General features: G+C 65.9%; 19 protein-coding genes. 8 read left to right on the forward strand and 11 right to left on the reverse strand.

What is annotated here, in order from left to right; translation table 11 throughout:
* Positions 1–36: 36 nt before the first annotated feature.
* The 4 genes from CUJ91_RS03965 to cobU are packed head-to-tail and all read right to left on the reverse strand — an operon-like array spanning position 37 to position 3,579.
* The gene (locus CUJ91_RS03965) at positions 37–957 is read right to left on the reverse strand and encodes a cobalamin-binding protein (RefSeq protein WP_114155849.1); all 921 of its coding nucleotides are present in this window, start codon (positions 955–957) and stop codon (positions 37–39) included.
* Positions 958–1,008: 51 nt separating this feature from the next.
* Positions 1,009–2,070 (reverse strand): threonine-phosphate decarboxylase CobD, encoded by a 1,062-nt coding sequence (gene cobD, locus CUJ91_RS03970; RefSeq protein ID WP_114155850.1) that lies wholly within the window; start codon positions 2,068–2,070, stop codon positions 1,009–1,011.
* 19 nt (positions 2,071–2,089) lie between these two features.
* On the reverse strand, positions 2,090–3,025 hold the full coding sequence (gene cbiB, locus CUJ91_RS03975; protein ID WP_114155851.1) for an adenosylcobinamide-phosphate synthase CbiB: 936 nt from the start codon (positions 3,023–3,025) through the stop codon (positions 2,090–2,092).
* Complete coding sequence (gene cobU / locus CUJ91_RS03980; RefSeq protein ID WP_114155852.1) at positions 3,025–3,579, reverse strand: bifunctional adenosylcobinamide kinase/adenosylcobinamide-phosphate guanylyltransferase; 555 nt, start codon at positions 3,577–3,579, stop codon at positions 3,025–3,027. The genes cbiB and cobU overlap by 1 nt, the downstream gene beginning before the upstream one ends.
* Before the next feature lie 45 nt (positions 3,580–3,624).
* Here cobU and CUJ91_RS03985 point away from each other — a divergent pair, with 45 nt between their 5' ends.
* Positions 3,625–5,169, forward strand: a complete 1,545-nt coding sequence (locus tag CUJ91_RS03985) for a cobyric acid synthase (protein ID WP_114155853.1) — start codon at positions 3,625–3,627, stop codon at positions 5,167–5,169.
* A 159-nt stretch (positions 5,170–5,328) separates the two neighbouring features.
* A complete protein-coding gene (locus CUJ91_RS03990; protein WP_053857679.1) occupies positions 5,329–5,745 on the forward strand; it encodes a DoxX family protein in 417 nt (138 codons plus the stop codon).
* A 146-nt stretch (positions 5,746–5,891) separates the two neighbouring features.
* Here CUJ91_RS03990 and CUJ91_RS03995 read toward each other — a convergent pair whose 3' ends face one another.
* On the reverse strand, positions 5,892–6,311 hold the full coding sequence (locus CUJ91_RS03995) for a PaaI family thioesterase (protein WP_114155854.1): 420 nt from the start codon (positions 6,309–6,311) through the stop codon (positions 5,892–5,894).
* 273 nt (positions 6,312–6,584) lie between these two features.
* Here CUJ91_RS03995 and CUJ91_RS04000 point away from each other — a divergent pair, with 273 nt between their 5' ends.
* Complete coding sequence (locus CUJ91_RS04000; RefSeq protein WP_114155855.1) at positions 6,585–7,223, forward strand: ParA family protein; 639 nt, start codon at positions 6,585–6,587, stop codon at positions 7,221–7,223.
* 60 nt (positions 7,224–7,283) lie between these two features.
* Here the strand turns inward: CUJ91_RS04000 and panD are convergent, their stop codons facing one another.
* From panD to CUJ91_RS04020, 4 genes are all read right to left on the reverse strand, one after another.
* Positions 7,284–7,670 carry an aspartate 1-decarboxylase gene (panD, locus tag CUJ91_RS04005; protein WP_006048527.1) on the reverse strand — a complete coding sequence of 129 codons (387 nt, stop codon included), beginning with the start codon at positions 7,668–7,670 and terminating at the stop codon, positions 7,284–7,286.
* A gap of 53 nt (positions 7,671–7,723) precedes the next feature.
* Positions 7,724–8,557 (reverse strand): pantoate--beta-alanine ligase, encoded by an 834-nt coding sequence (gene panC / locus CUJ91_RS04010; RefSeq protein WP_006048526.1) that lies wholly within the window; start codon positions 8,555–8,557, stop codon positions 7,724–7,726.
* A 297-nt stretch (positions 8,558–8,854) separates the two neighbouring features.
* Positions 8,855–9,730, reverse strand: coding sequence for a segregation and condensation protein A (locus CUJ91_RS04015; protein ID WP_029971130.1), 876 nt, complete (start codon positions 9,728–9,730; stop codon positions 8,855–8,857).
* Positions 9,731–9,746: 16 nt separating this feature from the next.
* Positions 9,747–9,932, reverse strand: coding sequence for a DUF3460 family protein (locus CUJ91_RS04020; protein ID WP_029971131.1), 186 nt, complete (start codon positions 9,930–9,932; stop codon positions 9,747–9,749).
* A gap of 359 nt (positions 9,933–10,291) precedes the next feature.
* Between CUJ91_RS04020 and CUJ91_RS04025 the strand changes: the two genes are divergently transcribed.
* The gene (locus tag CUJ91_RS04025; protein WP_029971132.1) at positions 10,292–12,148 is read left to right on the forward strand and encodes an autotransporter assembly complex protein TamA; all 1,857 of its coding nucleotides are present in this window, start codon (positions 10,292–10,294) and stop codon (positions 12,146–12,148) included.
* Between the two features lie 28 nt (positions 12,149–12,176).
* On the forward strand, positions 12,177–16,634 hold the full coding sequence (locus CUJ91_RS04030; protein WP_114155856.1) for a translocation/assembly module TamB domain-containing protein: 4,458 nt from the start codon (positions 12,177–12,179) through the stop codon (positions 16,632–16,634).
* Positions 16,635–16,729: 95 nt separating this feature from the next.
* On the opposite strand, the gene metG is transcribed toward CUJ91_RS04030, so the two are convergent.
* Both metG and CUJ91_RS04040 read right to left on the reverse strand, forming a co-directional pair.
* On the reverse strand, positions 16,730–18,877 hold the full coding sequence (gene metG, locus CUJ91_RS04035) for a methionine--tRNA ligase (protein WP_114155857.1): 2,148 nt from the start codon (positions 18,875–18,877) through the stop codon (positions 16,730–16,732).
* 401 nt (positions 18,878–19,278) lie between these two features.
* Positions 19,279–19,932: a YiaD family glycine zipper/OmpA-like lipoprotein gene (locus tag CUJ91_RS04040; RefSeq protein ID WP_029971135.1), complete on the reverse strand. Its 654-nt coding sequence runs from the start codon at positions 19,930–19,932 to the stop codon at positions 19,279–19,281.
* A 381-nt stretch (positions 19,933–20,313) separates the two neighbouring features.
* On the opposite strand from CUJ91_RS04040, the gene apbC reads away from it, so the two are divergent.
* From apbC to dcd, 3 genes are all read left to right on the forward strand, one after another.
* Positions 20,314–21,402: an iron-sulfur cluster carrier protein ApbC gene (apbC, locus tag CUJ91_RS04045; RefSeq protein WP_114155858.1), complete on the forward strand. Its 1,089-nt coding sequence runs from the start codon at positions 20,314–20,316 to the stop codon at positions 21,400–21,402.
* Between the two features lie 120 nt (positions 21,403–21,522).
* Positions 21,523–22,056, forward strand: coding sequence for a superoxide dismutase family protein (locus CUJ91_RS04050; RefSeq protein WP_006048518.1), 534 nt, complete (start codon positions 21,523–21,525; stop codon positions 22,054–22,056).
* Between the two features lie 306 nt (positions 22,057–22,362).
* On the forward strand, positions 22,363–22,932 hold the full coding sequence (dcd, locus tag CUJ91_RS04055; RefSeq protein ID WP_006048517.1) for a dCTP deaminase: 570 nt from the start codon (positions 22,363–22,365) through the stop codon (positions 22,930–22,932).
* The last annotated feature ends 15 nt before the right edge of the window (positions 22,933–22,947 follow it).

Here is a 22,947-nt window from a genome sequence, read left to right on the forward strand (position 1 = left end):
TTTGTTCACGCTTTGCCGCGCTTCCCGCATCGAGCGCTACTGCGCGTTCTGCTTTCTGCGCGAGCGCGCGAGTTCAAGGTCCTCGCACATCCGCGTCGCGCCCTGCACGATGCGCGGCGTGGGCCGATTGATCACATCACCGTCGATGGCGAACAGGTTGTCGTGCGCCACCGCCGATAGACGCGGCCACGCGCGCCATGCGCTCAATTGCGGCAACGCGGTGTCCGGTTTCGTCGCGCCGGGCGCGGCCGTGACGATCGCTTCGGGATTGGCGGCGAGCACGGCTTCCGTCGACACCGTGGGCACGAGCGGTTGAAGCGCCGCGAACACGTTGCGCCCGCCGCATAGCGCAATGACGTCGCTGACCATGTGTTCGCCGTTGAGCGTCATCAACGGTTGATCCCACACCTGATAGAACACACTCACAGCCGGCCGTTTCGCGTACTGCGCGCGCAGGTTCGCGATGTCGCGCCGATACTCGGCCGCGGCTGCATCCGCAGTGGACGAGGTGCCGAGCAACTGGCCGAGCTTCGTCAGCGAGACGGCAATATCGTCCAGGCGATGCGGCTCGCTGAAGAACAACGGTATGTGCAATTCGCGCAAACGGTCGAGCTGACGTTGCGCATTGCCGTGCCGCCACACCACGATCAGATCGGGCTTCAACGCGACAATGCGTTCGAGATCGAGCGACTTGTTATCGCCGACGCGCGGCAGTTGCTTTGCCTCGGGCGGATAGTCGCTGTACGACACGGCGCCGACGATTTTCGAGCCGCCGCCGGCCGCATATAAAAGCTCGGTGACGTGCGGCGCGACGCTGATTACGCGTTGCGCTGCGGCGGGCAGGGTGACGACCGCGCCGGTATCGTCGGTCACTGTGATGCCGGCTCGCGCCGGCAGTGCCGCGGTGATCAACATGGCGGCGAAGGTGAGGCGGGCACGGCGCACTGATTGAGTCATCGGTTGAGAGATCGGGTTCGGTGGCGCGTCGGCATGGCAAAGCACGAGGAATCAGGCAGCGCCCGCAGCGTCAATCGTATCGATCGCCGCGCGCAGGCTCTCTTGCAGCCGCGCCCATTCCGCTTCGGTTGCAGGCAAGCCGAACCGCACGCTACCTGACGATGCAAAGAGCCGCGTCCACACGCCGCGCGTGGCCAATGCCTGATGCAAGGCCGCGGCGCGTGCGTCGTCGGTCCATGCAAAGAGCGGCGTGGCGCGCGTGCGAATGCCGTGGGCTTGCAACATGTCGACGAGACGTGCGCTGTCCGCGGCGAGCCGTGAGCGCATCTGCTGTTGCCACGCGCGGTCCGCGAACGCCGCTTTCACGGCATGACGCGCGGGGCCGCTGACCGTCCACGCGCCGAGCGCGCGGCGCAAGCTGTCGAGCACGGCGGGCGCGGCGAGCACGAAACCGGCGCGCACGCCCGCGAGGCCGAAGAACTTGCCCGGCGAGCGCAACACGATCAACCCTTCGCGATTCGCGTGCGCTGCGAGCGAAGCGGCGGGCATCGTATCGGCGAACGCTTCGTCGACGAGCAGTGTGCCGCCGCGCGCGCTCAGTTGAGCATGCCAGGCGAGCAGCCTCGCGGCGCTCAAATGCTCGGCCGTCGGATTGTTCGGATTCACAACGATTGCATGCGTGAGCGTGTCGGGCAGCACGTCGCAGGAAATATCGAGCGACATGACGCGATGCCCGGCCCGCTCGAACGCGGGTGCGTATTCGCTGTACGTGAGCGCCGCGACGCCGGCCTGCGCGCGCGGCAGCAACGCCGGCAGCGCGCGAATCGCCGCCTGGCTTCCCGCGACCGGCAACACGTGCGCCGCGTCCGGCGCGTCGTAGTAGCGCGCGGCGCAGGCGGCGAGATCGTCGCCATCGTCGGGCAGGCGGCGCCATGCGTCGGCGGGAACGGGCGGCACCGGATAGCCGTGCGGATTGATGCCCGTCGACAAATCCAGCCACTGATCGTACGGAATGCGATAGCGCTCGGCCGCTTCGTGCAGATTGCCGCCATGCACGATGAGCGCGCCAGCCGACGCATGAGAAGCCGTGTCGGGCGACGCGTCATGACGCATGCAGGATTCGGCGCTTCGCTCAGACATGCAGGGGCACGCTCAGCAAGGCCAGCACGATCAGCACCGCGAGCCACAGGATCACCGTGCGCTCGACCAGCATCAGCGCGGCCGTGATGTGAGCGGCCTTCGCGGGATGACCGAAGCCGAGCGTCGGCCGATGTTCGAGCATGCCGTTATAAACCGCGGGCCCGCCGATCAGCACGTTCAGACTGCCCGCGCCCGAGGCCATCACCGGGCCGGCGTTCGGACTGTCCCAGCGCGGCGCCTGCTCGCGCCAGCAGCGCCACGCGGTGCGCGTGTCGCCGAGCAGCGCGTAGCTCGCGGCGGTGAGGCGCGCGGGAATCCAGTTGAGCACGTCGTCGAGGCGCGCGGCGGCCCAGCCGAAGCGCAAATAGCGCGGCGTGCGATAACCCCACATGGCGTCGAGCGTGTTGGCGAGGCGAAAGCCGAGCGCGCCGGGGCCACCTGCGATGGCGAACCAGAAGAGCGCGCCGAAAATCGCGTCGTTGCCGTTTTCCAGCGCCGATTCGACGGCGGCACGCGACAGCGCGGCTTCGTCGGCATTGGCGGTTTCGCGCGAGACGATCCGCGCCGTCAGCAAGCGCGCCTCGCCGAGGTCGCGCTGCGCGAGCGCCCGCGCGATCGGTTCGATGTGATCGTGCAGGCTGCGCGCGCCGAGCGCGAACCACAGCAGCGCGACGTGCACGGCGCACGCCGCAAAAAACGGCAGCACGGCGACGAGCCACCAGGCGACCAGCACCGGCGGCAACACAGCCAGCGACCACGCGAGCAGACCCTTGAGCCGCAAGCGCCGGCCACGGTTGTAATGCGCCTCGAGGCGCGCCGCCCATTTGCCGAAGCCGACCAGCGGATGCGCGCCGCTCGGCTCGCCGATCCAACGGTCGACGGCCACGCCCGCGGTGGCGAGCGTCACGATGAGAGGAAGCGACAGCATCACGCGCCGCCCGCGGTTTTGAGCGACAGCGGCAGGCCGGCGACCATCATCGTGGCCTGCGTGGAGAGCGCCGCGATACGCTGATTGAGCCGCCCGAGTTCATCGACGTATAGACGCGTGGCCGCGCCGAGCGGCACGACGCCGAGACCAATTTCGTTGCTGACCGCGATGATCTTGCCGCGAGCGTTGGCGAGCGCGGCCTCGAGCGCTTCGATGCGGGCCTGAGTTTGAGCGGGCGGGAGCGCGTCGCCGTCGGCGGGACATAGCAGGTTGGCGAGCCACAGCGTCAGGCAGTCGATCAGCGTGCAATGCCCGGGCGCGTCCGCCTTCGAGACGGCGCCCGCGAGGTCGACGTCCGCTTCGAGCAGGCGCCAGTGCGCGGGACGCCGCGCGCGATGATGCGCGATGCGCGCGCTGAATTCGGCGTCGCCGGTGACTCGTGCCGTCGCGATGTAGGTGACGGGCAGCGCGCTTTGACTGGCGAGCTGTTCCGCGTGCACGCTCTTGCCGGAGCGCGCGCCGCCGATGACGAAGGTGAGGTCGCGGGAAATCATCGCGTGATTGTACCGGCGTGCAGCGCGGGTCGGCGCGATGGGATAATGCGTTTCCCCACCGAATCCAACCTTCCCGTGAGCATTCATTCGATCCCGCATGACGCCGTCTTCGTGCCGCGCGGCACGCTGATGATTCAGGGCACCACGTCCGATGCGGGCAAGAGCACGCTCGTCGCCGGCCTATGCCGGCTCGCGCGGCGCGCGGGCGTGCGCGTCGCGCCGTTCAAGCCGCAGAACATGGCGCTGAACAGCGCGGTGACCGTCGACGGCGGCGAAATCGGGCGCGCGCAGGCGCTGCAGGCGGTGGCCGCCGGCATCGCCGCGCACACCGATCTGAACCCCGTTCTGCTCAAGCCGACGAGCGATCGCGGCGCGCAGGTGATCATCCACGGCAAGGCGCGCATGAATCTCGACGCCCGCGCGTATCACGACTACAAGCCGGTCGCCTTCGAGGCGGTGCTGGAGTCGTATGCGCGGCTGCAAGCGGCGTACGACACGATCTTCGTCGAAGGCGCGGGCAGTCCGGCCGAGATCAATCTGCGCGATCGCGACATCGCCAACATGGGTTTTGCGGAAGCGGTCGACTGTCCGGTCGTGCTGGTGGCGGACATCGACCGGGGCGGGGTGTTCGCGCATATCACGGGGACGCTCGCGTGCCTGTCGGCGAGCGAGCAGGCGCGCGTGCGCGGTTTCATCATCAACCGTTTTCGCGGCGATATCGGACTGCTGCAGCCGGGGCTCGACTGGCTCGAAGCAAAGACCAGCAAGCCGGTGCTCGGCGTGCTCCCGTATCTGCACGGCCTCACGCTCGACGCCGAGGACATGCTGCCGCCCGAGTTGCGCGCGGCGCAGCGCGGCGACGCCACGCGCACGTTGCGGGTCGTCGTGCCGGTGCTGCCGCATATCAGCAATCACACGGATTTCGACGCGCTGCGCACGCATCCGCAGGTCGATTTTCATTACGTGCGAAGCGGCATGGCGCCGCCGCCCGCCGATCTGATCATTCTGCCGGGTTCGAAGAACGTGCCCGGCGATCTCGCGTTCCTGCGCGCGCAAGGCTGGGACGCGGTGCTCGAGCGGCATTTGCGCTACGGCGGCCGGGTGATCGGGATCTGCGGCGGCATGCAGATGCTCGGGCGCGAGGTGGCGGACCCGCATGGCGTGGAGGGCGCGCCGGGGACGTCGGCGGGGCTGGGCTGGCTCGATTACTCGACGGTGCTGACGCGCGAGAAGACGCTCAAGAATGTTAGCGGCCGCTTGGCGCTGCCTGGTTCGCCCGAAGTCGCGGGCTATGAAATTCATATGGGCGAGACGCGCGGTCCGGCGCTCGACTCGCCGGCGCTGCGTCTCGGGCAAGCGGGCGAGTCGCGTCCCGACGGCGCGCTGTCCGTGGATGGCCAGATTCTCGCGACCTACGTGCACGGCCTGTTCGACACGCCGGCCGCGTGCGCGGCGCTCCTGGCGTGGGCCGGACTGAGCGATGCCGAGGCGATCGATTATCCGGCGCTGCGCGAAGCGTCGCTGGATCGGCTGGCCGACACGCTCGCGGAGCACCTGGATCTCGGGAAATTGATGGCGGCGATGGCTTGACGGCGGTTGCGCTTGAAAGGACGCGGCCGCCGATTGCATCGCGGCAGGAAATAATCAAAGCGAGATCGACGGTTTTTCGTGCGTGGTGGTTCGAATAGAGTGGCGGACATCGACCGGCTTCGTCCAAGCCGTCTCCCACCTCTCACGAAGGATCCCGTCATGAACCCGAACCGCTCCGCCGATCTGGCGGCTTTGATCTTGCGCGTCGCCCTCGGCGTGCTGTACCTCGCGCACAGCCTGCAAAAGATTTTTGTGTTCACGCTGCCCGGCACCGCGCAGTTCTTCGTCTCGCTCGGCTTGCCGGGATGGCTGGCTTACGTGACGACGTTCGTCGAACTGATCGGCGGGATCGCCCTGTTGCTCGGCGTGCAGGTGCGCTGGGTCGCGCTCGTGCTGTTGCCGTTCATGCTCGGCGCAGTCTCCGCGCATTGGCACAACGGCTGGGGATTCGGCTCGCCGCATGGCGGCTGGGAATATCCGGCGTTCTGGGCGGTGACGCTCGTCGTGCAGTCGTTGCTCGGCAGTGGCGCGTTCGCGCTGGGCGGCGTGAAGGCGCCGCGGGCGGTGGTTGCCTGAGGTGCGGCGGGGCGTGGGCGCCGCCGCCTTTAGCCGGCGCCCCTTGAGCCCATCCAGGCAGCATTTCAAAAAGCACGCACCGTCAGGTCGCGTGCTTTTTTGCATCGCAAGCGCGACAGTCGCGTGCCTGCTCCTTCTCCAACCCCTCAATACAACACGATCTGCGTGCAGCGAAACAACGCAATCGTCTTGCCGTTCGCATCGCTCACCGTCGCGTCCCAAACCTGCGTACTGCGGCCGAGGTGCGCGCCTTTCGCCACCGCGCGGATGATGCCCTCTGTGGCCGTGCCGAGGAAGTTGCTTTTCAGCTCGACCGTCGTGAAATTGCGCGCCGTCTCCGGCAGATGCGCGAGGCACGCGTAGCCGCAGGCGGTGTCCGCGAGCCCGATCACCGTGGCCGCATGCAGAAAGCCGTTCGGCGCGAGCAGTTCCTCGCGCACGGTCAATTCCGCGCTCAACATGCCCTGATCCAGCGACAGCACACGCACGCCCAGCAAGCCGGGCAGCTTGCCCTGCTGGCGTTCGTGCAGGCGTTCGACGGTGTATTCCGGACGGAGCTTGCTCATGGCTGTGGCTTCCTCGAAGGATGGATTCGCTGACGGACGACGCCGATTAGCCATTCGGGGGCTTCGGCCTCGCTGCATTTGTCGATATTATCAACGGCTGGATCGGCGCGCGGACTGAAGCCTGGGCAAATCGGCGCATCGGCGCGGCAGCAGGACAGCAGGACAGCAGGACAGCAGGACAGCAGGACAGCAGGGCAAAATCCGACGCATACAGTTGAAGACACACAGCGGCAAACCGGCTGGCAGCGCCCAGCCTTCTTTCCGGGAGTATTCATGACGGTAATCGTGGTGGCGAATCCGAAGGGCGGCGTGGGCAAAAGCACGCTGTCGACGAATCTGGCCGGCTATTTCGCCGCAAACGGCGAGTGGGTGGCGCTCGCGGATCTGGACAAGCAGCAGTCGGCGCACGCGTGGCTGTCGTTGCGGCCCGACACGTTGCCCGCCATCGAAACGTGGGAAGTCAACCCGGAGACGCCCGCCAGGCCGCCGAAGGGGCTCGAGCACGCGATCGTCGACACGCCCGCCGGCCTGCACGGCAATCGCATGAACGTCGCGCTGGAACTGGCGGACAAGGTAATCGTGCCGCTGCAGCCATCCATGTTCGACATCCTCGCCACGCAGAATTTTCTGGAGCGCTTGGCCAAGGAGAAGGCCGTCAGGAAAGGCGCGATCGAGATCGGCGTGGTCGGCATGCGGGTCGACGCGCGCACGCGCTCGGCGGAGCAATTGCACCGTTTCGTCGAGGGATTGAAGCTGCCGGTGCTCGGCTATTTGCGCGACACGCAGAATTACGTGCAGCTCGCGGCGCACGGCCTGACGCTGTGGGACGTCGCAAAAAGCCGCGTGGAGAAGGATCTGGAGCAGTGGCAACCGATCATCGAGTGGACGAACGGCGCCGCGAGGAAGGGTTGAGCGATCGCGGGGCTGGGCGGCGTGGCAATCTTAGGCCGGCCGACGCCGCCCGCAGCTTTCTCAGGTCCAGTTCTGCGTAGGCACGTGGTCGCGGCTGCCCTTGATCTTGTTGTTTTCGTCGACGAACACCAGGTCCGGCTTCCAGCCCGCCTTCAGCTCGGCTTCGTCGACCACGGCGAAGGCCGCGATGATCACCAGATCGCCCAGTTGCGCGCGCCGCGCCGCCGAGCCGTTCAGCGAAATCATGCCGCTGCCGCGCTCGCCCTTGATCGCGTACGTCGAGAAGCGCTCGCCGTTATTGATGTTCCAGATGTCGATCCGCTCGTTTTCCACGATATTCGCCGCTTCGAGCAGATCTTCGTCGATCGCACACGAACCTTCGTAGTGCAGCTCGCAATGCGTGACCGCGACGCGGTGAATCTTCGACTTCAGCATGTTGCGTTGCATGGCTAGTCAATCCCTTGTGACTCGTAGGCGCAGTCCAATCGCCTAAGGCAATTTCAGATTTCGAGGTTGTCGATAAGACGAGTCGACCCAAGCTTGGCGGCCGCCAGCACGACAAGTTCGGCGTTCGCGTCTTGCGGACCCGGCGGCAGCAGATTCGAGCGCTTGCGCACCGCGACGTAATCCGGTTGCCAGCCGCGCGCGCTCAGCGCGGCCATCGCCGCGCGCTCGAGCGCCGCGAAGTCGTGTTCGCCGGCGAGCACCGCGTCGCGCACGCGATTGAGCTCGGCTGCCAGCATCGGCGCCTCGGCGCGCTCGGCTGCCTGCAGAAAGCGGTTGCGCGAGCTGAGCGCGAGGCCGTCGGCATCGCGCACGGTTTCGGCGGCGATGATGTCGGTCGGCAGCGCGAACTGGTGGCACATGCGGCGCACGATCATCAACTGCTGGTAATCCTTCTTGCCGAACACCGCGACGCGCGGCTGCACGCACGACATCAGCTTCATCACGACGGTGCACACGCCCTGGAAAAAGCCCGGCCGGAATTCGCCCTCGAGGATGTCGCCCAGATCGTGCGGCGGATGCACGCGATACTCCTGCGGCTCGGGATACAGATCGCGCTCGGTCGGCGCGAACAGCACGTAGACGTTTTCCTTCTGCAGCTTCTCAATGTCGGCTTCGAGCGTGCGCGGATATTTGTCGAAATCCTCGTTCGGTCCGAACTGCAGACGATTGACGAAGATGCTCGCCACCACCGGATCGCCGTGCTGGCGCGCGAGGCGCATCAGCGACAGATGGCCCTCGTGCAGATTGCCCATGGTGGGCACGAAGGCCGTGCGATTCTGGCCGCGCAACTGGTCGCGCAATTCATGGATCGAGCTGATGACTTTCATGATCGGACAGGGATTCCTCGCGCGGCGCGAGACTGGGTTGACGCAACGGCCTGGCCGGTTGCGCGGCCCGCGGCCTCACTGGTAATGACAGGTTCGAAGCGCGGGATTGTAGTGGATTTGCCGGCGCGACGCACCGAAATGAGGCCCGATCGGCCACTCGAAATGGGGAGGTGCGGCGCCGCGGTTTCCATGCTGGCCCCGCTGGCGAATGGCTTGGCTGGCAGCCTGGCGAATGACTTCGCTAACGGCCTGGCGAATGGCCGGCCTAACGGCCGCGCTTCCGCCCGAAAGCGACGCTCAGGCCGGCAAATAGGCGAGGCGCACATAGATCGGTGCGAACGGCTCCGCCTGGGTAATTTCGACGAGCGATTCCCGGCACAGTTCGAGCACCGCGATGAAGTTCACCACCACGACGGGCACGCCCTTGCCGGTATCGAAGAGCTCGGCGAACTCCATGAAGCGTGCGCTTTGCAATTGCCGCAGGATCGAGCTCATGTGCTCGCGCACGGACAGTTCCTCGCGCGAAATCTTGTGATGCTGGACGAGCTTCGCGCGCTTGATGACGTCGGCCCACGCGGCGCGCAGGTCTTCGCTGTTCACGTCGGGAAAGCGCGGCGTGATGCTTTGCTCGATATAGACCTCGGCGCGCAGGAAGTCGCGCCCGAGTTGCGGCAACTGGTCGATGCGCTGCGCGGCGAGCTTCATCTGCTCGTATTCGAGCAGGCGCCGCACGAGTTCGGCGCGGGGGTCTTCGGCTTCCTCGCCGCTGTCCACCTTCTTGACGGGCAGCAGCATGCGCGACTTGATCTCGATCAGCATGGCCGCCATCAGCAGATATTCGGATGCGAGTTCGAGATTGGTCTGGCGCAACTGGTCGACGTAGCCGAGGTATTGCACCGTGACATCCGCCATCGGAATGTCGAGCACGTTGAAGTTCTGCTTGCGGATCAGGTAGAGCAACAGATCCAGCGGTCCCTCGAACGTTTCGAGAAACACCTCGAGCGCGTCCGGCGGGATGTACAGGTCAGTGGGCAGCTTGAAGAGCGGCTCGCCGTACAGGCGCGCGAAAGCAATGCCGTCGACGGTGTCCGGCGTCGAATCGGTGGCGGGCGCGGCAAGCGCGGCGTCGGACGAATCCGGCGGCGCGCCGTGTGCCTCGTCGGCGTGGCTCATCGGTTGCGCCGGGCGCTTAGAAGTTCTGATAGTACTGGTAAGGCGTCTGTTCGACGCGCGAAGCCTTCTGCTCGGCGCGCTCTTCCAGGTCGATCGGCTGCTTGTCCCACAAGAGCGCCCGGCCGCGGCGCTGCTCGGCTTCCAGCGTGGGCTTCTGCTCCTTGAGCTGATTGAGGAACTGGGTGATGTCCGACTGATACATGGCTCGACGTCCGTGGTTGGGGAAACGGCGGCTTCGCTGGTCTTCGTGCGGATGCCGCATCTATTTCGCAATTTTAGCGCATGCGCCGCGCGCGGTCGAAAAACCCCGTCGACGGCGCACGCATCGTGGCCGATGTTGCGCGCTGCATGCGCGGCTGGAACCGCGCGCCGTATGGCGCGTCAAAGGCGGGCGCGTCCGCCTCGCTGGATGCGTCTGCGGCGGGATCGGCAGCGCGTTCGAGCTTGTGTTCGGGCGTGCGTTTAGAGATAGCGCGCTTCCGCCGATGTGGTCAAATAGCGAGCTTCGGCGGCACTGCGCGCCCGAACGAAAAATTCATCAACCATGGCCGGAGGTCCTGCTTGGCGGGGTGTGCGATCGAAAAGCCGCTAGAGCGGCGCGGTGAACGCGGCGCGCGGGGCGCAGCGCAGCGGCGCGCGTTAGCCGGCAACGCGGCGCTGCGGCGCTGGCTGCGCGCGTGGCTTGCCGCCGCCGTGCTGCTGCTGACGCTCGCCGGCGGGCCCGCTTACGCGGCGCGCGCGGCGGCGAGCTACAAGGTCGACGTGGAAGCCTCGCCGCGCTCGCTGCGCAAACTCCTCGAAGAGCATCTGGATATTGCGCGCTTCGCGAAGCGTCCCGACATCAGCGAGGATCAGTTCGAGTTTCTGATCACCGCGACGCCGCAGCAAGTACGCGATCTGGCCGCGACGCAGGGCTATTTCACGCCGATTGTGCGCACCGACGTGCGCACGGTCGACAACGCGAAGCGCGTCACCGTGAGCGTCGATCCAGGCCCGCAAACCACCATCAGTTCGATCTCGCTGTCGTTTCGCGGCCCGGTGCTGACCGAGGACCCGGAGCAGGAAAACACCGCGCGCTTCGCGTTTTCGCTGCACGAAGGCGATCCGTTTTCCCAAGGCGACTGGGACGACGCGAAGAACGCATCGCTAAAGGCGTTGCAGGCGCGCCGCTATCTCGGCGCGAAGATTTACCACTCGGAGGCGCGCGTCGATCCGCGCACGCACGAGGCCAAGCTCTCCGTCGCCTATGAAAGCGGGCCGACCTTCACGATGGGCAAGCTCGACGTGTCGGGCACGCGGCGCTATCCGGAGCAGATCGTCGACAACGTCAATCCGATTTCGGTCGGCGATATTTACGACGTCCAGCGCATCACCGAATTGCAGCGGCAGTTGCAGAACACGCCGTACTACGCGAGCGTCGCGATCGACGTGGACAGCGACCCGGCCAAGCCCGCCGAAACGCCGCTGCATGTGAAGGTGTCGGAATATCCGTACAACAGTATTCGCGGCGGCGTCGGCTATTCGACCGATAACGGCGCGCTCGTGCAGGGCGCGTACTCGTATCTGAATACGTTCGGCAAGGCGTGGCCGTTCACCATCGACGGCCGGGTCGATCAAGTGCAGCAATACGGCCAGATCCAGCTTGCGATGCCGCCGGGCCCGCGCGCATGGACCAATAGCGTGCTCGCTTCCTACACGACGACAGATGTTTCCGACACGCGCATCTACAGTATCCGCGGCGGTGTGCAGCGCACGCGCACGTCGCAATTCATCGACTACAACTACGCGATCCTGTTCTACCAGGATCGGCTCGATCAGAACGTCGGGCCGCCGACCACGAGCCGCGCGCTGGTGCCGACCTGGTCGTGGACCCGGCGCAATACCGACGACCCGCTGTTTCCGCGCAAAGGCAATCTGATCCACGTCGAGGCCGGTTTCGCGGTGAAGGGCGTGCTGACCGACCAGACGTTTATCCGCGGCTACGCGCGCGGCCAGCAGTATCTGCCGATCGGCAAGCAGGACCTCGTGGTATTTCGCGCGGAACTGGGCGGCGTGTTCACGAGCGGCAGTTCGAGCGGCATTCCGGCCTCGCTGCTGTTTCGCGCGGGCGGCTCGAATTCGGTGCGTGGCTATAGTTACCAGAGCATCGGTAACAACGTTCAGGGTTCCGTGCTGCCGACCAAATATCTGCTGACGGGGTCGGCGGAATATCAGCACTGGTTCACGCACGACTGGGGCGCGGCCGCGTTCTTCGACGTCGGCACCGCCACCGACACCTGGGGCGAAAGAGTGTTTTATCCGGGCGTGGGCGTCGGCGCGCGCTGGCGCAGCCCGGTCGGCCCCGTCAACGTCGACGTGGCCTACGGCATCCGCAACCGAAGCGTGCGGCCTTATCTGACGCTTGGGATCGCCTTCTGATGGAAACCTCCTTTTACCCGAACCGCGCATGACCACGGACGTTTCCGCCCAACCTCCCGCGCCGCCGCCCGGCAACGAGCCGGCCGGCGCCGCCGGACAACCCGGCGCGCCGCAGCCGCCTCGGAAGCGCCGCGGCGCTGGCCGTCTACTGCTGAAGACGCTCGGCTGGACCGTCGCGGTGCTGGTGTTGCTGCTCGTTCTGGCGCTGGGTCTCGTGTACGGCGCGCTCACCACCGAGCGCGGCACCGCGTACGCGTGGCAGGCGGCGGTCCGGCTGCTGGGCGGCAAGCTGAGCGGCACGCTCGAAGGCGGCGCGCTGGCCAACGGCGTGCGGCTGCGCGCAGTGCGCTGGCGAGCGCTGGACGGCAGCGGCACCGACATTCAGATCGACCGCGTGTCGGGCCGCTGGGGGCTGACGCGCGAACCGTGGCGCTTCACGATCGACTATCTGCATGTCGGCACCATCGACGCGCGCATCGGCGCATCGTCGTCGAGCAGCAATGAACCGCTGAAGCTGCCGCAGGACCTGCGCTTGCCGATGCAGCTCGAGATCCGCGATGTGCAAGTCGACAGCCTGCTGCTGCGCCAGGGCACGTCGACGAGCGAGTTCTCGCACTTCGCTTTTCATGGCCGCAGCGACGGACGTCATCACGAGGCCGCGGTCGAGCGCCTGGATACGCCGTTCGGCGGGGTGACGGCGTCGGCGAGACTGGACGGCGTCAAACCGTTTCCGCTGACGGGCGATGTCGGTTACTCGGGCAAGGTCAACGACGAGGCCGTGCAGGTGGGCGGGCATCTGAGCGGGTCGCTGGAGAATGTGCTCGCCGAACTCGACGCAAGCGGGATGAAGCTCGCCGGGCACGCGCAAATTGAAGCGACGCCGTTCGCCGAGGTGCCGCTCAAGCGCGCGACGCTGACGTTCGATCACGTCAATCCGCAGGCGTTCGCGCCGGGCGCGCCGCTCGCGGATCTCGCCGTGAGGGCGGAGTTGCAGCCGGTGGGGGCGGGGGCGGGTGCGAGCAGTGTGAACGGCGCGAGCAGTGTGAACGGCGCGACCAGCGGAAACGGCGCGACCAGCGGAAAGGCGGCGACCAGCGCGAACGGCGCAACCAGCGCAACCAGCGCAACCAGCGCAACCAGCGCAACCAGCGCAACCAGCGCAAACAGCGCAAACAGCGCAAACAGCGCAAACAGCGGAGCGGGCCGTGACGGCGCTGTGCATGCCCCAGGCTCCACCCACCGCCCCAACGCCAGCAAAACACCCAGCCCGTTCGCCGTCGCAGGCCATATCTCCATAGTCAACGCGCGTCCCGGCGCGATCGATCAGAACCTGCTGCCGCTCATCGACGCCAACGCCGACGTGCGCCTCGACGCCGACGCGCAGCGCATCTCGAACCTCGCCGTCCGGCTCGTGAAGAACGCGACGCTCACAGGCGGCGGCGCGCTCACCGGCAAGCGCGGGCAGTTCGACCTGCAGGTCGCCGGCCTCGACCTCAACGCACTCCAGGCGACCGTGCGGCCGACGCAGCTTTCCGGGCCCATCGCCATCCGTCTGAATGACGACATTCAGAGCGTGACGCTCGATCTCGCCGACCCGAAAGCGGCGTTGCGGGCGCAAGGCAAGCTCACCATGGATCCGGCGCGGCTCAGCTTCAACGACGTGCGCATCACCTCGGGCAAGGGCCGCATCGAACTGTCCGGCGCGCTCAAGCACGACGCCAATTCCAGCTACAACCTGAAAGCGCAACTGACCGACTTCGACCCGTTGACGCTGACCTCGCAGATGCCGTCGCGCACGCCGGTCGCCACGTCCGCGGGACCGCAGCGCGCAGCCAAAGGCAAGCAGGCCGCCGAAGCTTCCAGCGAAGCCGGCAGCACCGCGGGCGCAAAAAGCGCGGCTCCGGCCGACAAGGCGGCTGCCGCCGTGAAGAACACCGGCAAGGCCGTCGTCAAAAGTGAGGTCATGCAGCGCAAGACGCCCGCGCCGAAACGCGCCGTGCCGCCCGCGCGCAAGATCGAGGCGAAGGTCAACGGCACCTTGTCCGCGACCGGCGTGCTGGCTCCGGGCTTCACCACCAAGGCCGAATTCAAACTGGGCCCGAGCGTCTACGACGGCCTGCCGCTGACGGGCGGCGGCACGATCCAACTGGCCGGCTCGCGAATCCTGCCGAGCCGCGCGAACCTGTCGGTGGCGGGCAATCAGGTGGACTTGCAAGGCAGCTTCGGCGCGCGCGGCGACCGCTTGCGTTTTCATATCGACGCGCCCGCGCTCGAGCGCCTCGGCTTCGGCCTCGCCGGAATGATTGCCGCCGACGGCGATCTCACCGGCTCGTTCGACCATCCAAACGTCGTGCTGAACTACAAGGCCGACAGCGTCGTGTTGAGCAGCAACCGCATCGGCCACGCGGAAGGCCACGCCGAAGTGCGCGACGGCGCGAACGGCGCGCTCGTCTTCACGACGGATGCGCGCAACGTGAGCGCCGGCGGCGTCGATCTCGCCACGCTCACCGCGCGCCTGACCGGCACGCGCGCCAATCATTCGCTCGAAGCAGCCGCGACCGGCAAGCTGCAGGATCGGCCGCTCGATCTGACGCTCGCGGCCAACGGCAAGCTCACCGAAGCACGCGACGGCACGCGCTGGGACGGCACCGTGACGCGTCTGCAAAACCGCGGCACGCCCGCGTTGAATCTCGAGTCGCCGCTTGCCGTGAGCGCCGGGCCGCGCCACCTCACGCTCGGCGCGACGCGGCTCACGCTCGAAGGCGCGGTGCTGAGCCTGAAGTCGTTCGCGTTCGATCACGGCCGCGCGCAATCGGCGGGCACGCTGACCGGCATTTCGCTCGCGCGTCTGCAGGACTTGCGGCGCGAGATCACCGGCGCGCCGCCGGCGGTGAGGACCGATCTGATCTTCGACGGCGACTGGGACTTCGCGCTCGGCAGCACCGCAGGCGGCCATATCCAACTGAAGCGCCGCAGCGGCGACGTCACGGTTGAAATCGGCCGCGGGCTGGCATCGCTCGGCATTACCGATATGGCCGCGCGCGCCGAGTTCAGCGGCGGCAATCGTCTGAATGCGACGCTGCACGCGCAGGCGAGCCGCATCGGCGTGATCGACGCGGATGCGCACACCACGCTCGTCGCGCGCGACGGCTTCTTGACCGTCGACGAAGAGAGCGCGCTCAGCGGCAATGTGAGCGCCAATGTGCCGTCGCTGAAAACCACCGGCGGGCTGTTCGGCCCGAGTTATCTGCTCGACGGCCATCTCGCGCTGAAGCTCGCGCTCGGCGGCACGGTGGCCAAGCCCAATCTGACCGGCTCGCTGCTCGGCGACGAGTTGTCGGCCACGCTCGTCGATCAGGGCGTGCAGTTGAAGGACGGCATCGTGCGGATCGCGCTGTCGCACAATCTCGTGGACTTCCAGCAGGTCGAGTTCCACGGCGCGAGCGGCACCTTGCGGGCCACGGGCCGCGTGCGCCTCGACGGCGCGGAGCCGGATCTGACGGCGAGCATCGTCGCCGACAAACTCGAGTTGTTTGCCGCGCCGGACCGCAATCTGTCGCTGACGGGCAGCGCGACCGTCGCGAACGCGGGTGCGCAGGGCGGCATGGCGATCAACGGCAAGTTTGTCGTCGATCACGCGCTGTTCGACATGCCGGAGCAGTCGGCGCCCAAACTCGGCGACGACGTGGTCGTGGTGCGCCCGGACGGCACCGTGGCCGGCGAGCGGCCGCGGCCGGTACCCGGCAGCAACAAGCCGATCGGGCCGTTCGCGCCGCGCGCGAACATCGACATCAGTCTCGGCAACAGCTTCCGCTTTCGCGGGCAAGGCGCGGATCTTGGCCTGACCGGCACCATCACCGCGATGAGCGCGCCGAATCTGCCGCTGCGCGCGGTCGGCAACGTCCGCGTGACGCCGGGCTCGACGTATACCGCGTTCGGCCGCAAGCTCAACATCGAAAACGGCTTCTTCACATTCAACGGACCGGTGGCGAATCCGGGCCTCAACATTCTGGCCATGCGCCGCAATCAGCAGGTCGAGGCGGGCGTGCAGGTGACGGGCACAGTTCAGTTCCCGGTCGCGAAGCTCGTGTCCGAGCCGAACGTGCCGGACAACGAAAAGCTCTCATGGCTGCTGTTCGGCCACGGTACGGACCAGGGCAATAACCTCGGCCAGCAGAGCACGATGACGACGGCGCTCGCGTTGCTCGGCAGCGCGAGCGGCAAGCGGATTGCGCAGACCTTCGGCCTCGACGAGTTTTCGATTGGACACAGCGAAGTGGGGCTCACCGATCCGCAGGTGGTGATGGTGTCGAAGGCGATCAACGAATGGCTCGTGATCGGCTATGAGCAGGGCTTGCAGTCGGCGAGCAACGCGATCAAGGCGACGGTCAATCTGACGCGCTACTGGTCGGTCGCGGCTTATGGCGGCACGTTCGACGGCCTCACGTTGCTCTACACGCGGCGCTACGACCGGATCAAGTGGTGACTTTTTCGCAGGCGTAAAAAAACGGCACGTCTTTTGAGGACGTGCCGTTTTTGTTTGCCGGGCGAAAGCGTGGTGCGGAAAGCCCGCTGCCGGTTTTACTTCACCCGCATGCCCGGCTTCGCGCCGCTGTGCGGCTCGAGCACGTAAAGGCCCGGTTCGGCTTTTTCGTCCGCCGCCGATGCCGCCAGCACCATGCCTTCGGACAAACCGAACTTCATCTTGCGCGGCGCGAGGTTCGCGACCATCACCGTCAGCTTGCCGATCAACTGCTCCGGCTGATACGCGGACTTGATGCCGGAGAACACGTTGCGCGTTTTCTCTTCGCCGACATCCAGCGTAAGTTGCAGCAGTTTGTCCGAGCCTTCCACCGCCTTGCAGTCGACGATCTTCGCGACGCGCAGGTCGATCTTCGCGAAGTCGTCGATCGAGATGATGCCTGGCGTTTCGTCACTCGCCGCAGACGCAGCAGCGGCTGCTTTGGCGGCTTTCGATTTCGCCTTCGCGTCCGCGGCGGACCCAGCCGTTTCCGGCGTGGCCTGCAGCGAATCGCGATTGGCCGCGATCAGCGCTTCGATCTGCTTCGGATCGACGCGCGTCATCAGATGCTTGTACGCGTTGATCGGACGCGCGGAACTGAGCGGCACGTTGGCGTCGGCCCACACCAGCGGCTCGATACCGAGAAAGCCTTCGACGGCTTCGGCGAGCTTCGGCAGCACCGGCTTGAGCGCAAGCGACAACAGGCGGAACGCCTCGATGCTCACGCTGCATGTTTCGTGCAGCGCGACGGCGTTGGCCGGGTCTTTCGCCTGGTCCCACGGCTTGGCGGTATCGACGTAGGCGTTCACCGCGTCGGCCAGTTCCATGGTCTGACGCAGCGCGCGGCTGTACTCGCGCGCCTCGTAGTGCGCGGCAATTTGCGGGACCGCGGCGCGCAGCGAAGCGAGCAGCGGATGCTGCATCGCGCTGTCCTGCACACGGCCGTCGAAGCGCTTGATCAGGAAGCCCGCGGCGCGGCTCGCGATATTCACGTACTTGCCGACCAGATCGCTGTTCACGCGCGCCTGGAAGTCGTCGAGGTTCAGGTCGAGGTCTTCCATCGTGCTGTTCAGCTTGGCGGCGAAGTAGTAGCGCAGCCATTCCGGATTCAGCCCCGTGTCGATCACGCTTTGCGCGGTGATGAAGGTGCCGCGCGACTTTGACATCTTCGCGCCGTCGACGGTCAGAAAGCCGTGCGCGAACACGTTGGTCGGCGTGCGATGGCCCGAAAATTCGAGCATGGCCGGCCAGAACAGCGTGTGGAAATACAGAATGTCTTTGCCGATGAAGTGATACTGCTCGGCCGTCGAACCCTTGCGGACCCACGCGTCGAAGTCGAGCCCGCGCTTTTGCGCGAGATTCTTGAAGCTCGCGTAGTAGCCGACCGGCGCATCGAGCCACACGTAGAAATACTTGCCCGGCGCGCCGGGAATTTCGAAGCCGAAGTAGGGCGCGTCGCGCGAGATGTCCCAGTCGGCGAGCTTGGCTTCGCCGGCGTCGCCGAGCCATTCGCGCATCTTGTTGGTCGCTTCGGGTTGCGCAAGGCCGCCCACCCACGCGCGCAGAAAATTCTCGCAGCGCGGGTCGGACAGGCGGAAGAAGTAGTGCGTCGACGTCTTGCGGATCGGCGTGGCGCCCGACACGACCGAATACGGATTGACGAGCTCGGTCGGCTGATAAGTCGAGCCGCAGACTTCGCAACTGTCGCCGTACTGGTCTTTCGCGCCGCATTTCGGGCACTCGCCCTTGATGAAGCGGTCGGGCAGGAACATTTCCTTGACCGGGTCGTACGCCTGTTCGATGTCGCGCGCGTCGATCAGGCCCGCCTCCTTCAGCGCGAGGTAGATGTTCTCGCTCAGGACGCGGGTCTCTTCGGAATCGGTCGAATAGTAGTTGTCGAACGAAATGCCGAAGCTGTCGAAGTCGCGCTTGTGCTCCTGCCACACGCGGTCGATCAGTTGCTTCGGCGTTATGCCTTCTTTTTCCGCGCGCAGCATGACCGGCGTGCCGTGCGTGTCGTCGGCGCCCACGTAGTAGACCTCGTGACCGTGCATTCGCAGCGCGCGGACCCAGATGTCCGTCTGGATATATTCGACCAGATGGCCAATATGGATTTGCCCGTTCGCGTAAGGAAGGGCCGACGTGACGAGAATCTGGCGGCGGCCCGACGGCGCGCCTGCGATGAGATCGGTAGCGGGTGCTGACATAAGGATGGTGGGAGCCTGCGGTGGGACGAAAGGTCGATTCTAGCAGGCGGACGCCCACCGGGCGCGGGCTCGCGCGGAGCCGGATGCGAAGCCGGAGTCATGCCGCGCTGCACCGGGCGATGCGAAAAGCGAGCGCCCAAAAAAAACCGGGGCGATTAACCCCGGAGCAACAACGACAAGAGGAGAATGGTGACGCGGCGGCTTCGCCAGCCACGTACCGTAAAGACAGACAGCGGATTTTCGCGAGAGTTCGAAATTTTTTTCGTCCTCGTGCGAGATTTCCCGCGATGCATCTTTTACGGCTGGATCATGGCGCGGCGCACGTCGACGCCAGGCGCGCGGGGCCCACCCTGCGGCCGGCCCTCGCCCGCCCATTTCTCCTGCGCTTTCGCGCGCTGTCCTTATTGCGTCGTGTGCTGAGCCGTGGCGCGCAGATAGATTTCCACGCGACGGTTAGCGGCACGGCCGGCTTCGGTGTTGTTGTCGGCGATCGGCTGGTTCTGGCCCATGCCTTCTGCCGACAGGCGTTGCGGCGCGACGCCGCGTTGCGCCAGATAGCCCGTCACGCTTTGCGCGCGGTTGACCGACAGCGTCTGGTTGTACGCCGGCTGGCCGGTGCTGTCCGTGTGGCCGACCACTTGCGCGATCACTTCAGGATTCTGCTGCAGCGTTTGCGTGAGCTGGTCCAGAACCGGCGCGAACGACGGCTTGATCGCGTAGCTGTTCGTGTCGAACGTGACCGAGCTCGGAATGTTCAGCTTGAGCGAGCCGTCCGGCTGCTCGGTGATCTGCGTGCCGGTGCCCTTGGTGGCGCCCGACAGCTTGTTGTGAATGGATTGCCAGTTGTAGCCGGTAATGCCGCCCACCGCAGCGCCGACGCCGGCGCCGATTGCCGCGCCCTTGCCGCCGCCGAAAATCGCGCCCAGCGCCGCGCCGGTGCCGGCGCCCACGCCCGTGCCGACGGCCGTGTTGGTGCCTTGCTGGCTAGCGCAGCCTGCCAGCAAGGAGCCGGCAACCGCGAAAACAGCCAGGCGAGTCATGATTCTTGCATTCATTTTTAAGTCCTCTTGAGTGAAGCGAATGACGCGCATGAAGCGCGCAGGTAAAGCACTCCGCAGCGTTGCGTCTGGATCAAGCCTGGACGGCGAACGCGGCGGGAGCCAAGCAGACTGCTCATCGAGACGGAACCCGGGCGTCAACCCAGGGCCGCTCTTCAGTCCCGGTCCGACAGTGAAGAAGGGTCTTCCGGCAGCGCACGACGCGAGCCACTACAATAAAGCCTGGCGCGCAGCGATGCGGCCCCACGGCCGTCCGCCTGCCCGAAGGGTGCCCGGCAGGCCCGGTTTTCGCAATGCTGCCTAACAATTTCTTGCAAATTCCGGCGCGTGGACGGGACTTCGATTCCGCCGCGCCGCGAGTGTTCCCTCGGAGTGTCAATGAGTATCGATCGGGCTTTGGTCGACGCTGCGCTCGCAGCCGTCGCTGACCCTAACACCGGCCGGCCGTATGCCGCTGCCAGGAACATCAAAAACGTAACCGTGGAGGGTGACACGGTTAGCGTCGCGGTGGTACTCGGCTATCCGGCCATGCGCCAATTCGACGCGATCCGCAAGCAGTTCGACGACGCGCTCAAGGCCGTGCCGGGCGTGGCCGGGACGCGCGTCGAGGTATCGCAGGAAATTGCCGCGCATACGGTGCAGCGCGGCGTGAAACTCTTGCCGAACGTTAAAAACATCGTGGCGGTGGCGTCGGGCAAGGGCGGTGTCGGCAAGAGCACGACCGCGGTCAACCTGGCGCTCGCGCTGGCAAGCGAAGGCGCGTCGGTGGGCATACTCGACGCGGACATCTACGGGCCGTCGCTGCCGTTGATGCTCGGCATCGAGGGGCGCCCGGAATCGCCGGACGAAAAGACCATGAATCCGATGACGGGTCACGGTCTGCAGGCCAACTCCATCGGCTTCCTGATCGAACAGGACAATCCGATGGTCTGGCGCGGCCCGATGGCCACCTCCGCGCTCGAACAGTTGCTGCGGCAGACCAATTGGCGCGATCTCGACTATCTGATCGTCGACATGCCGCCGGGCACCGGCGACATCCAGTTGACGCTCTCGCAACGCGTGCCCGTGACCGGCGCCGTGATCGTCACGACGCCGCAGGACATCGCGCTGCTCGACGCGCGCAAGGGCCTGAAAATGTTCGAGAAAGTGGGCATTCCGATTCTCGGCATCGTCGAGAACATGGCCATGCATATCTGCTCGAATTGCGGCCACGAAGAACATATCTTCGGCGCCGGAGGCGGCGAGCGCATGGGCAAGGAATACGGCGTCGACGTGCTCGGCAGTCTGCCGCTCGACATTGCGATCCGCGAGCAGACCGACTCCGGCCGGCCGACGGTCGTGGCCGATCCGCAGGGACGCATCGCGGAGATCTATCGCACGATTGCGCGGAAGATGGCAGTGCACATCGCGGAACGGGCGCGCGACATGACCTCGAAGTTTCCGAACATCGTGGTCCAGAACACCTGAGGCGCCCGAGCGGCGGCGGGCGCAACGCTCTATTTGCGCCTTCTCTCGCGGTATCATGTCGACTTCACAAGTTCGGCTCGGCGGCCGCAGGGGCGGCCACCAGGCCGGCAAGAGGATCGCATGGGAAAACGAATCGACGGGCAGGCGGTGCATGCGTTCATCGTCCTGACTGCCTGCAGTGTGCTGTTATGCGGCTGCAGCGCGTTCCTGAGACCACAGGAAAAGCGCGCCGACGCGCAGTTGCTGCCCACCGTGGGCAATCAGGCGCGCGGCCTCGTGACGTTCATCGAGCGCTCGGACGGCGTGCAGGTGACCTACAACCTCTCGGGCTTGCCGCCCAATAGCGATCACGCGCTGCAAGTCCACGAGCGCGGCGACTGCAATGCGACCGACGGCTCGAGCGCCGGCCAGATATTCTCGCCGGCCGCCGAGCGTCTCAAAGCGGGCGCGCGCGTGGAAGGCGATCTCGGCAACATTCATGCGGATGCGAACGGCGTGGCAACCGGCTTCATCGTCGCGCCGGACGTTTCGCTCGACGGTATCCGTTCGGTCCTGCAACGCGCGGTTCTGCTGCATCGCGATCCCACCGATCCTTACGCGTATCCGCAGCATGGCGCAGGTCCGGCGCTCGCGTGCGGCGCAATCCGGCAATGAACGATCGCATGACGGGCCGCGCGCTTGTCGGCGGTTGCCGCGCGCTTGTCCATTCGCGGCGCCTTGGTGGTCCGCATTCGTGGCCCGCATCCGCGGCAGCATCTTCGTGATCGCGTAAAATAAGCGCCTTTCGTCGCGGCGTCCGGCTGGCGTTATCGTCAACAGGACTCGCGGGCGGCTTCGTCCGGGCGCGCTAGCAGCCTTCCCGCCGTCACGGCAATGCGCGAAACCGGCCGCAAGGCGGCCGGCGCACACCGGGCGGTTATCCGTCACACCTCTGTTATTCACGTCGAGCAGCGTTCACCTATGACCATCAAATCCGACAAGTGGATCCGGCGCATGGCCGAGTCGCACAAAATGATCGAGCCGTTCGTGCCCGATCAGGTTCGCGTCTCCGAAGACGGCCGGAAGATTGTCAGCTACGGCACCTCGAGCTACGGCTACGACATTCGCTGCGCCGACGAATTCAAGATCTTCACGAACATCAACTCGACCATTGTCGATCCGAAGAATTTCGACGAGAAATCGTTCGTGGACTTCAAGGGCGACGTCTGCATCATTCCGCCGAATTCGTTTGCGCTCGCGCGCACGGTCGAGTATTTCCGCATTCCGCGCTCGGTGCTGACCGTGTGCCTCGGCAAGTCCACTTACGCGCGCTGCGGGATCATCGTGAACGTGACGCCGTTCGAGCCGGAATGGGAAGGCCACGTCACGCTCGAATTCTCGAATACGACACCTTTGCCTGCGAAAATCTACGCGAACGAAGGCGTCGCCCAGGTGCTGTTTTTCGAAAGCGACGAGATTTGTGAAACGTCGTACGCGGATCGCGGCGGCAAATATCAAGGTCAGCACGGCGTCACGTTGCCGAAGACCTGACGCCGGCAGCGCATC

Source organism: Paraburkholderia graminis, from assembly GCF_003330785.1.
GTDB lineage: Bacteria > Pseudomonadota > Gammaproteobacteria > Burkholderiales > Burkholderiaceae > Paraburkholderia > Paraburkholderia graminis.

Bases quoted from the DNA above. Each gene is read 5' to 3' on its own strand.
- CUJ91_RS03965 (WP_114155849.1), bottom strand. From the start codon at position 957: ATGACTCAATCAGTGCGCCGTGCCCGCCTCACCTTCGCCGCCATGTTG.
- cobD (WP_114155850.1), bottom strand. From the start codon at position 2,070: ATGCGTCATGACGCGTCGCCCGACACGGCTTCTCATGCGTCGGCTGGC.
- cbiB (WP_114155851.1), bottom strand. From the start codon at position 3,025: ATGCTGTCGCTTCCTCTCATCGTGACGCTCGCCACCGCGGGCGTGGCC.
- cobU (WP_114155852.1), bottom strand. From the start codon at position 3,579: ATGATTTCCCGCGACCTCACCTTCGTCATCGGCGGCGCGCGCTCCGGC.
- CUJ91_RS03985 (WP_114155853.1), top strand. From the start codon at position 3,625: ATGCGTTTCCCCACCGAATCCAACCTTCCCGTGAGCATTCATTCGATC.
- CUJ91_RS03990 (WP_053857679.1), top strand. From the start codon at position 5,329: ATGAACCCGAACCGCTCCGCCGATCTGGCGGCTTTGATCTTGCGCGTC.
- CUJ91_RS03995 (WP_114155854.1), bottom strand. From the start codon at position 6,311: ATGAGCAAGCTCCGTCCGGAATACACCGTCGAACGCCTGCACGAACGC.
- CUJ91_RS04000 (WP_114155855.1), top strand. From the start codon at position 6,585: ATGACGGTAATCGTGGTGGCGAATCCGAAGGGCGGCGTGGGCAAAAGC.
- panD (WP_006048527.1), bottom strand. From the start codon at position 7,670: ATGCAACGCAACATGCTGAAGTCGAAGATTCACCGCGTCGCGGTCACG.
- panC (WP_006048526.1), bottom strand. From the start codon at position 8,557: ATGAAAGTCATCAGCTCGATCCATGAATTGCGCGACCAGTTGCGCGGC.
- CUJ91_RS04015 (WP_029971130.1), bottom strand. From the start codon at position 9,730: ATGAGCCACGCCGACGAGGCACACGGCGCGCCGCCGGATTCGTCCGAC.
- CUJ91_RS04020 (WP_029971131.1), bottom strand. From the start codon at position 9,932: ATGTATCAGTCGGACATCACCCAGTTCCTCAATCAGCTCAAGGAGCAG.
- CUJ91_RS04030 (WP_114155856.1), top strand. From the start codon at position 12,177: ATGACCACGGACGTTTCCGCCCAACCTCCCGCGCCGCCGCCCGGCAAC.
- metG (WP_114155857.1), bottom strand. From the start codon at position 18,877: ATGTCAGCACCCGCTACCGATCTCATCGCAGGCGCGCCGTCGGGCCGC.
- CUJ91_RS04040 (WP_029971135.1), bottom strand. From the start codon at position 19,932: ATGAATGCAAGAATCATGACTCGCCTGGCTGTTTTCGCGGTTGCCGGC.
- apbC (WP_114155858.1), top strand. From the start codon at position 20,314: ATGAGTATCGATCGGGCTTTGGTCGACGCTGCGCTCGCAGCCGTCGCT.
- CUJ91_RS04050 (WP_006048518.1), top strand. From the start codon at position 21,523: ATGGGAAAACGAATCGACGGGCAGGCGGTGCATGCGTTCATCGTCCTG.
- dcd (WP_006048517.1), top strand. From the start codon at position 22,363: ATGACCATCAAATCCGACAAGTGGATCCGGCGCATGGCCGAGTCGCAC.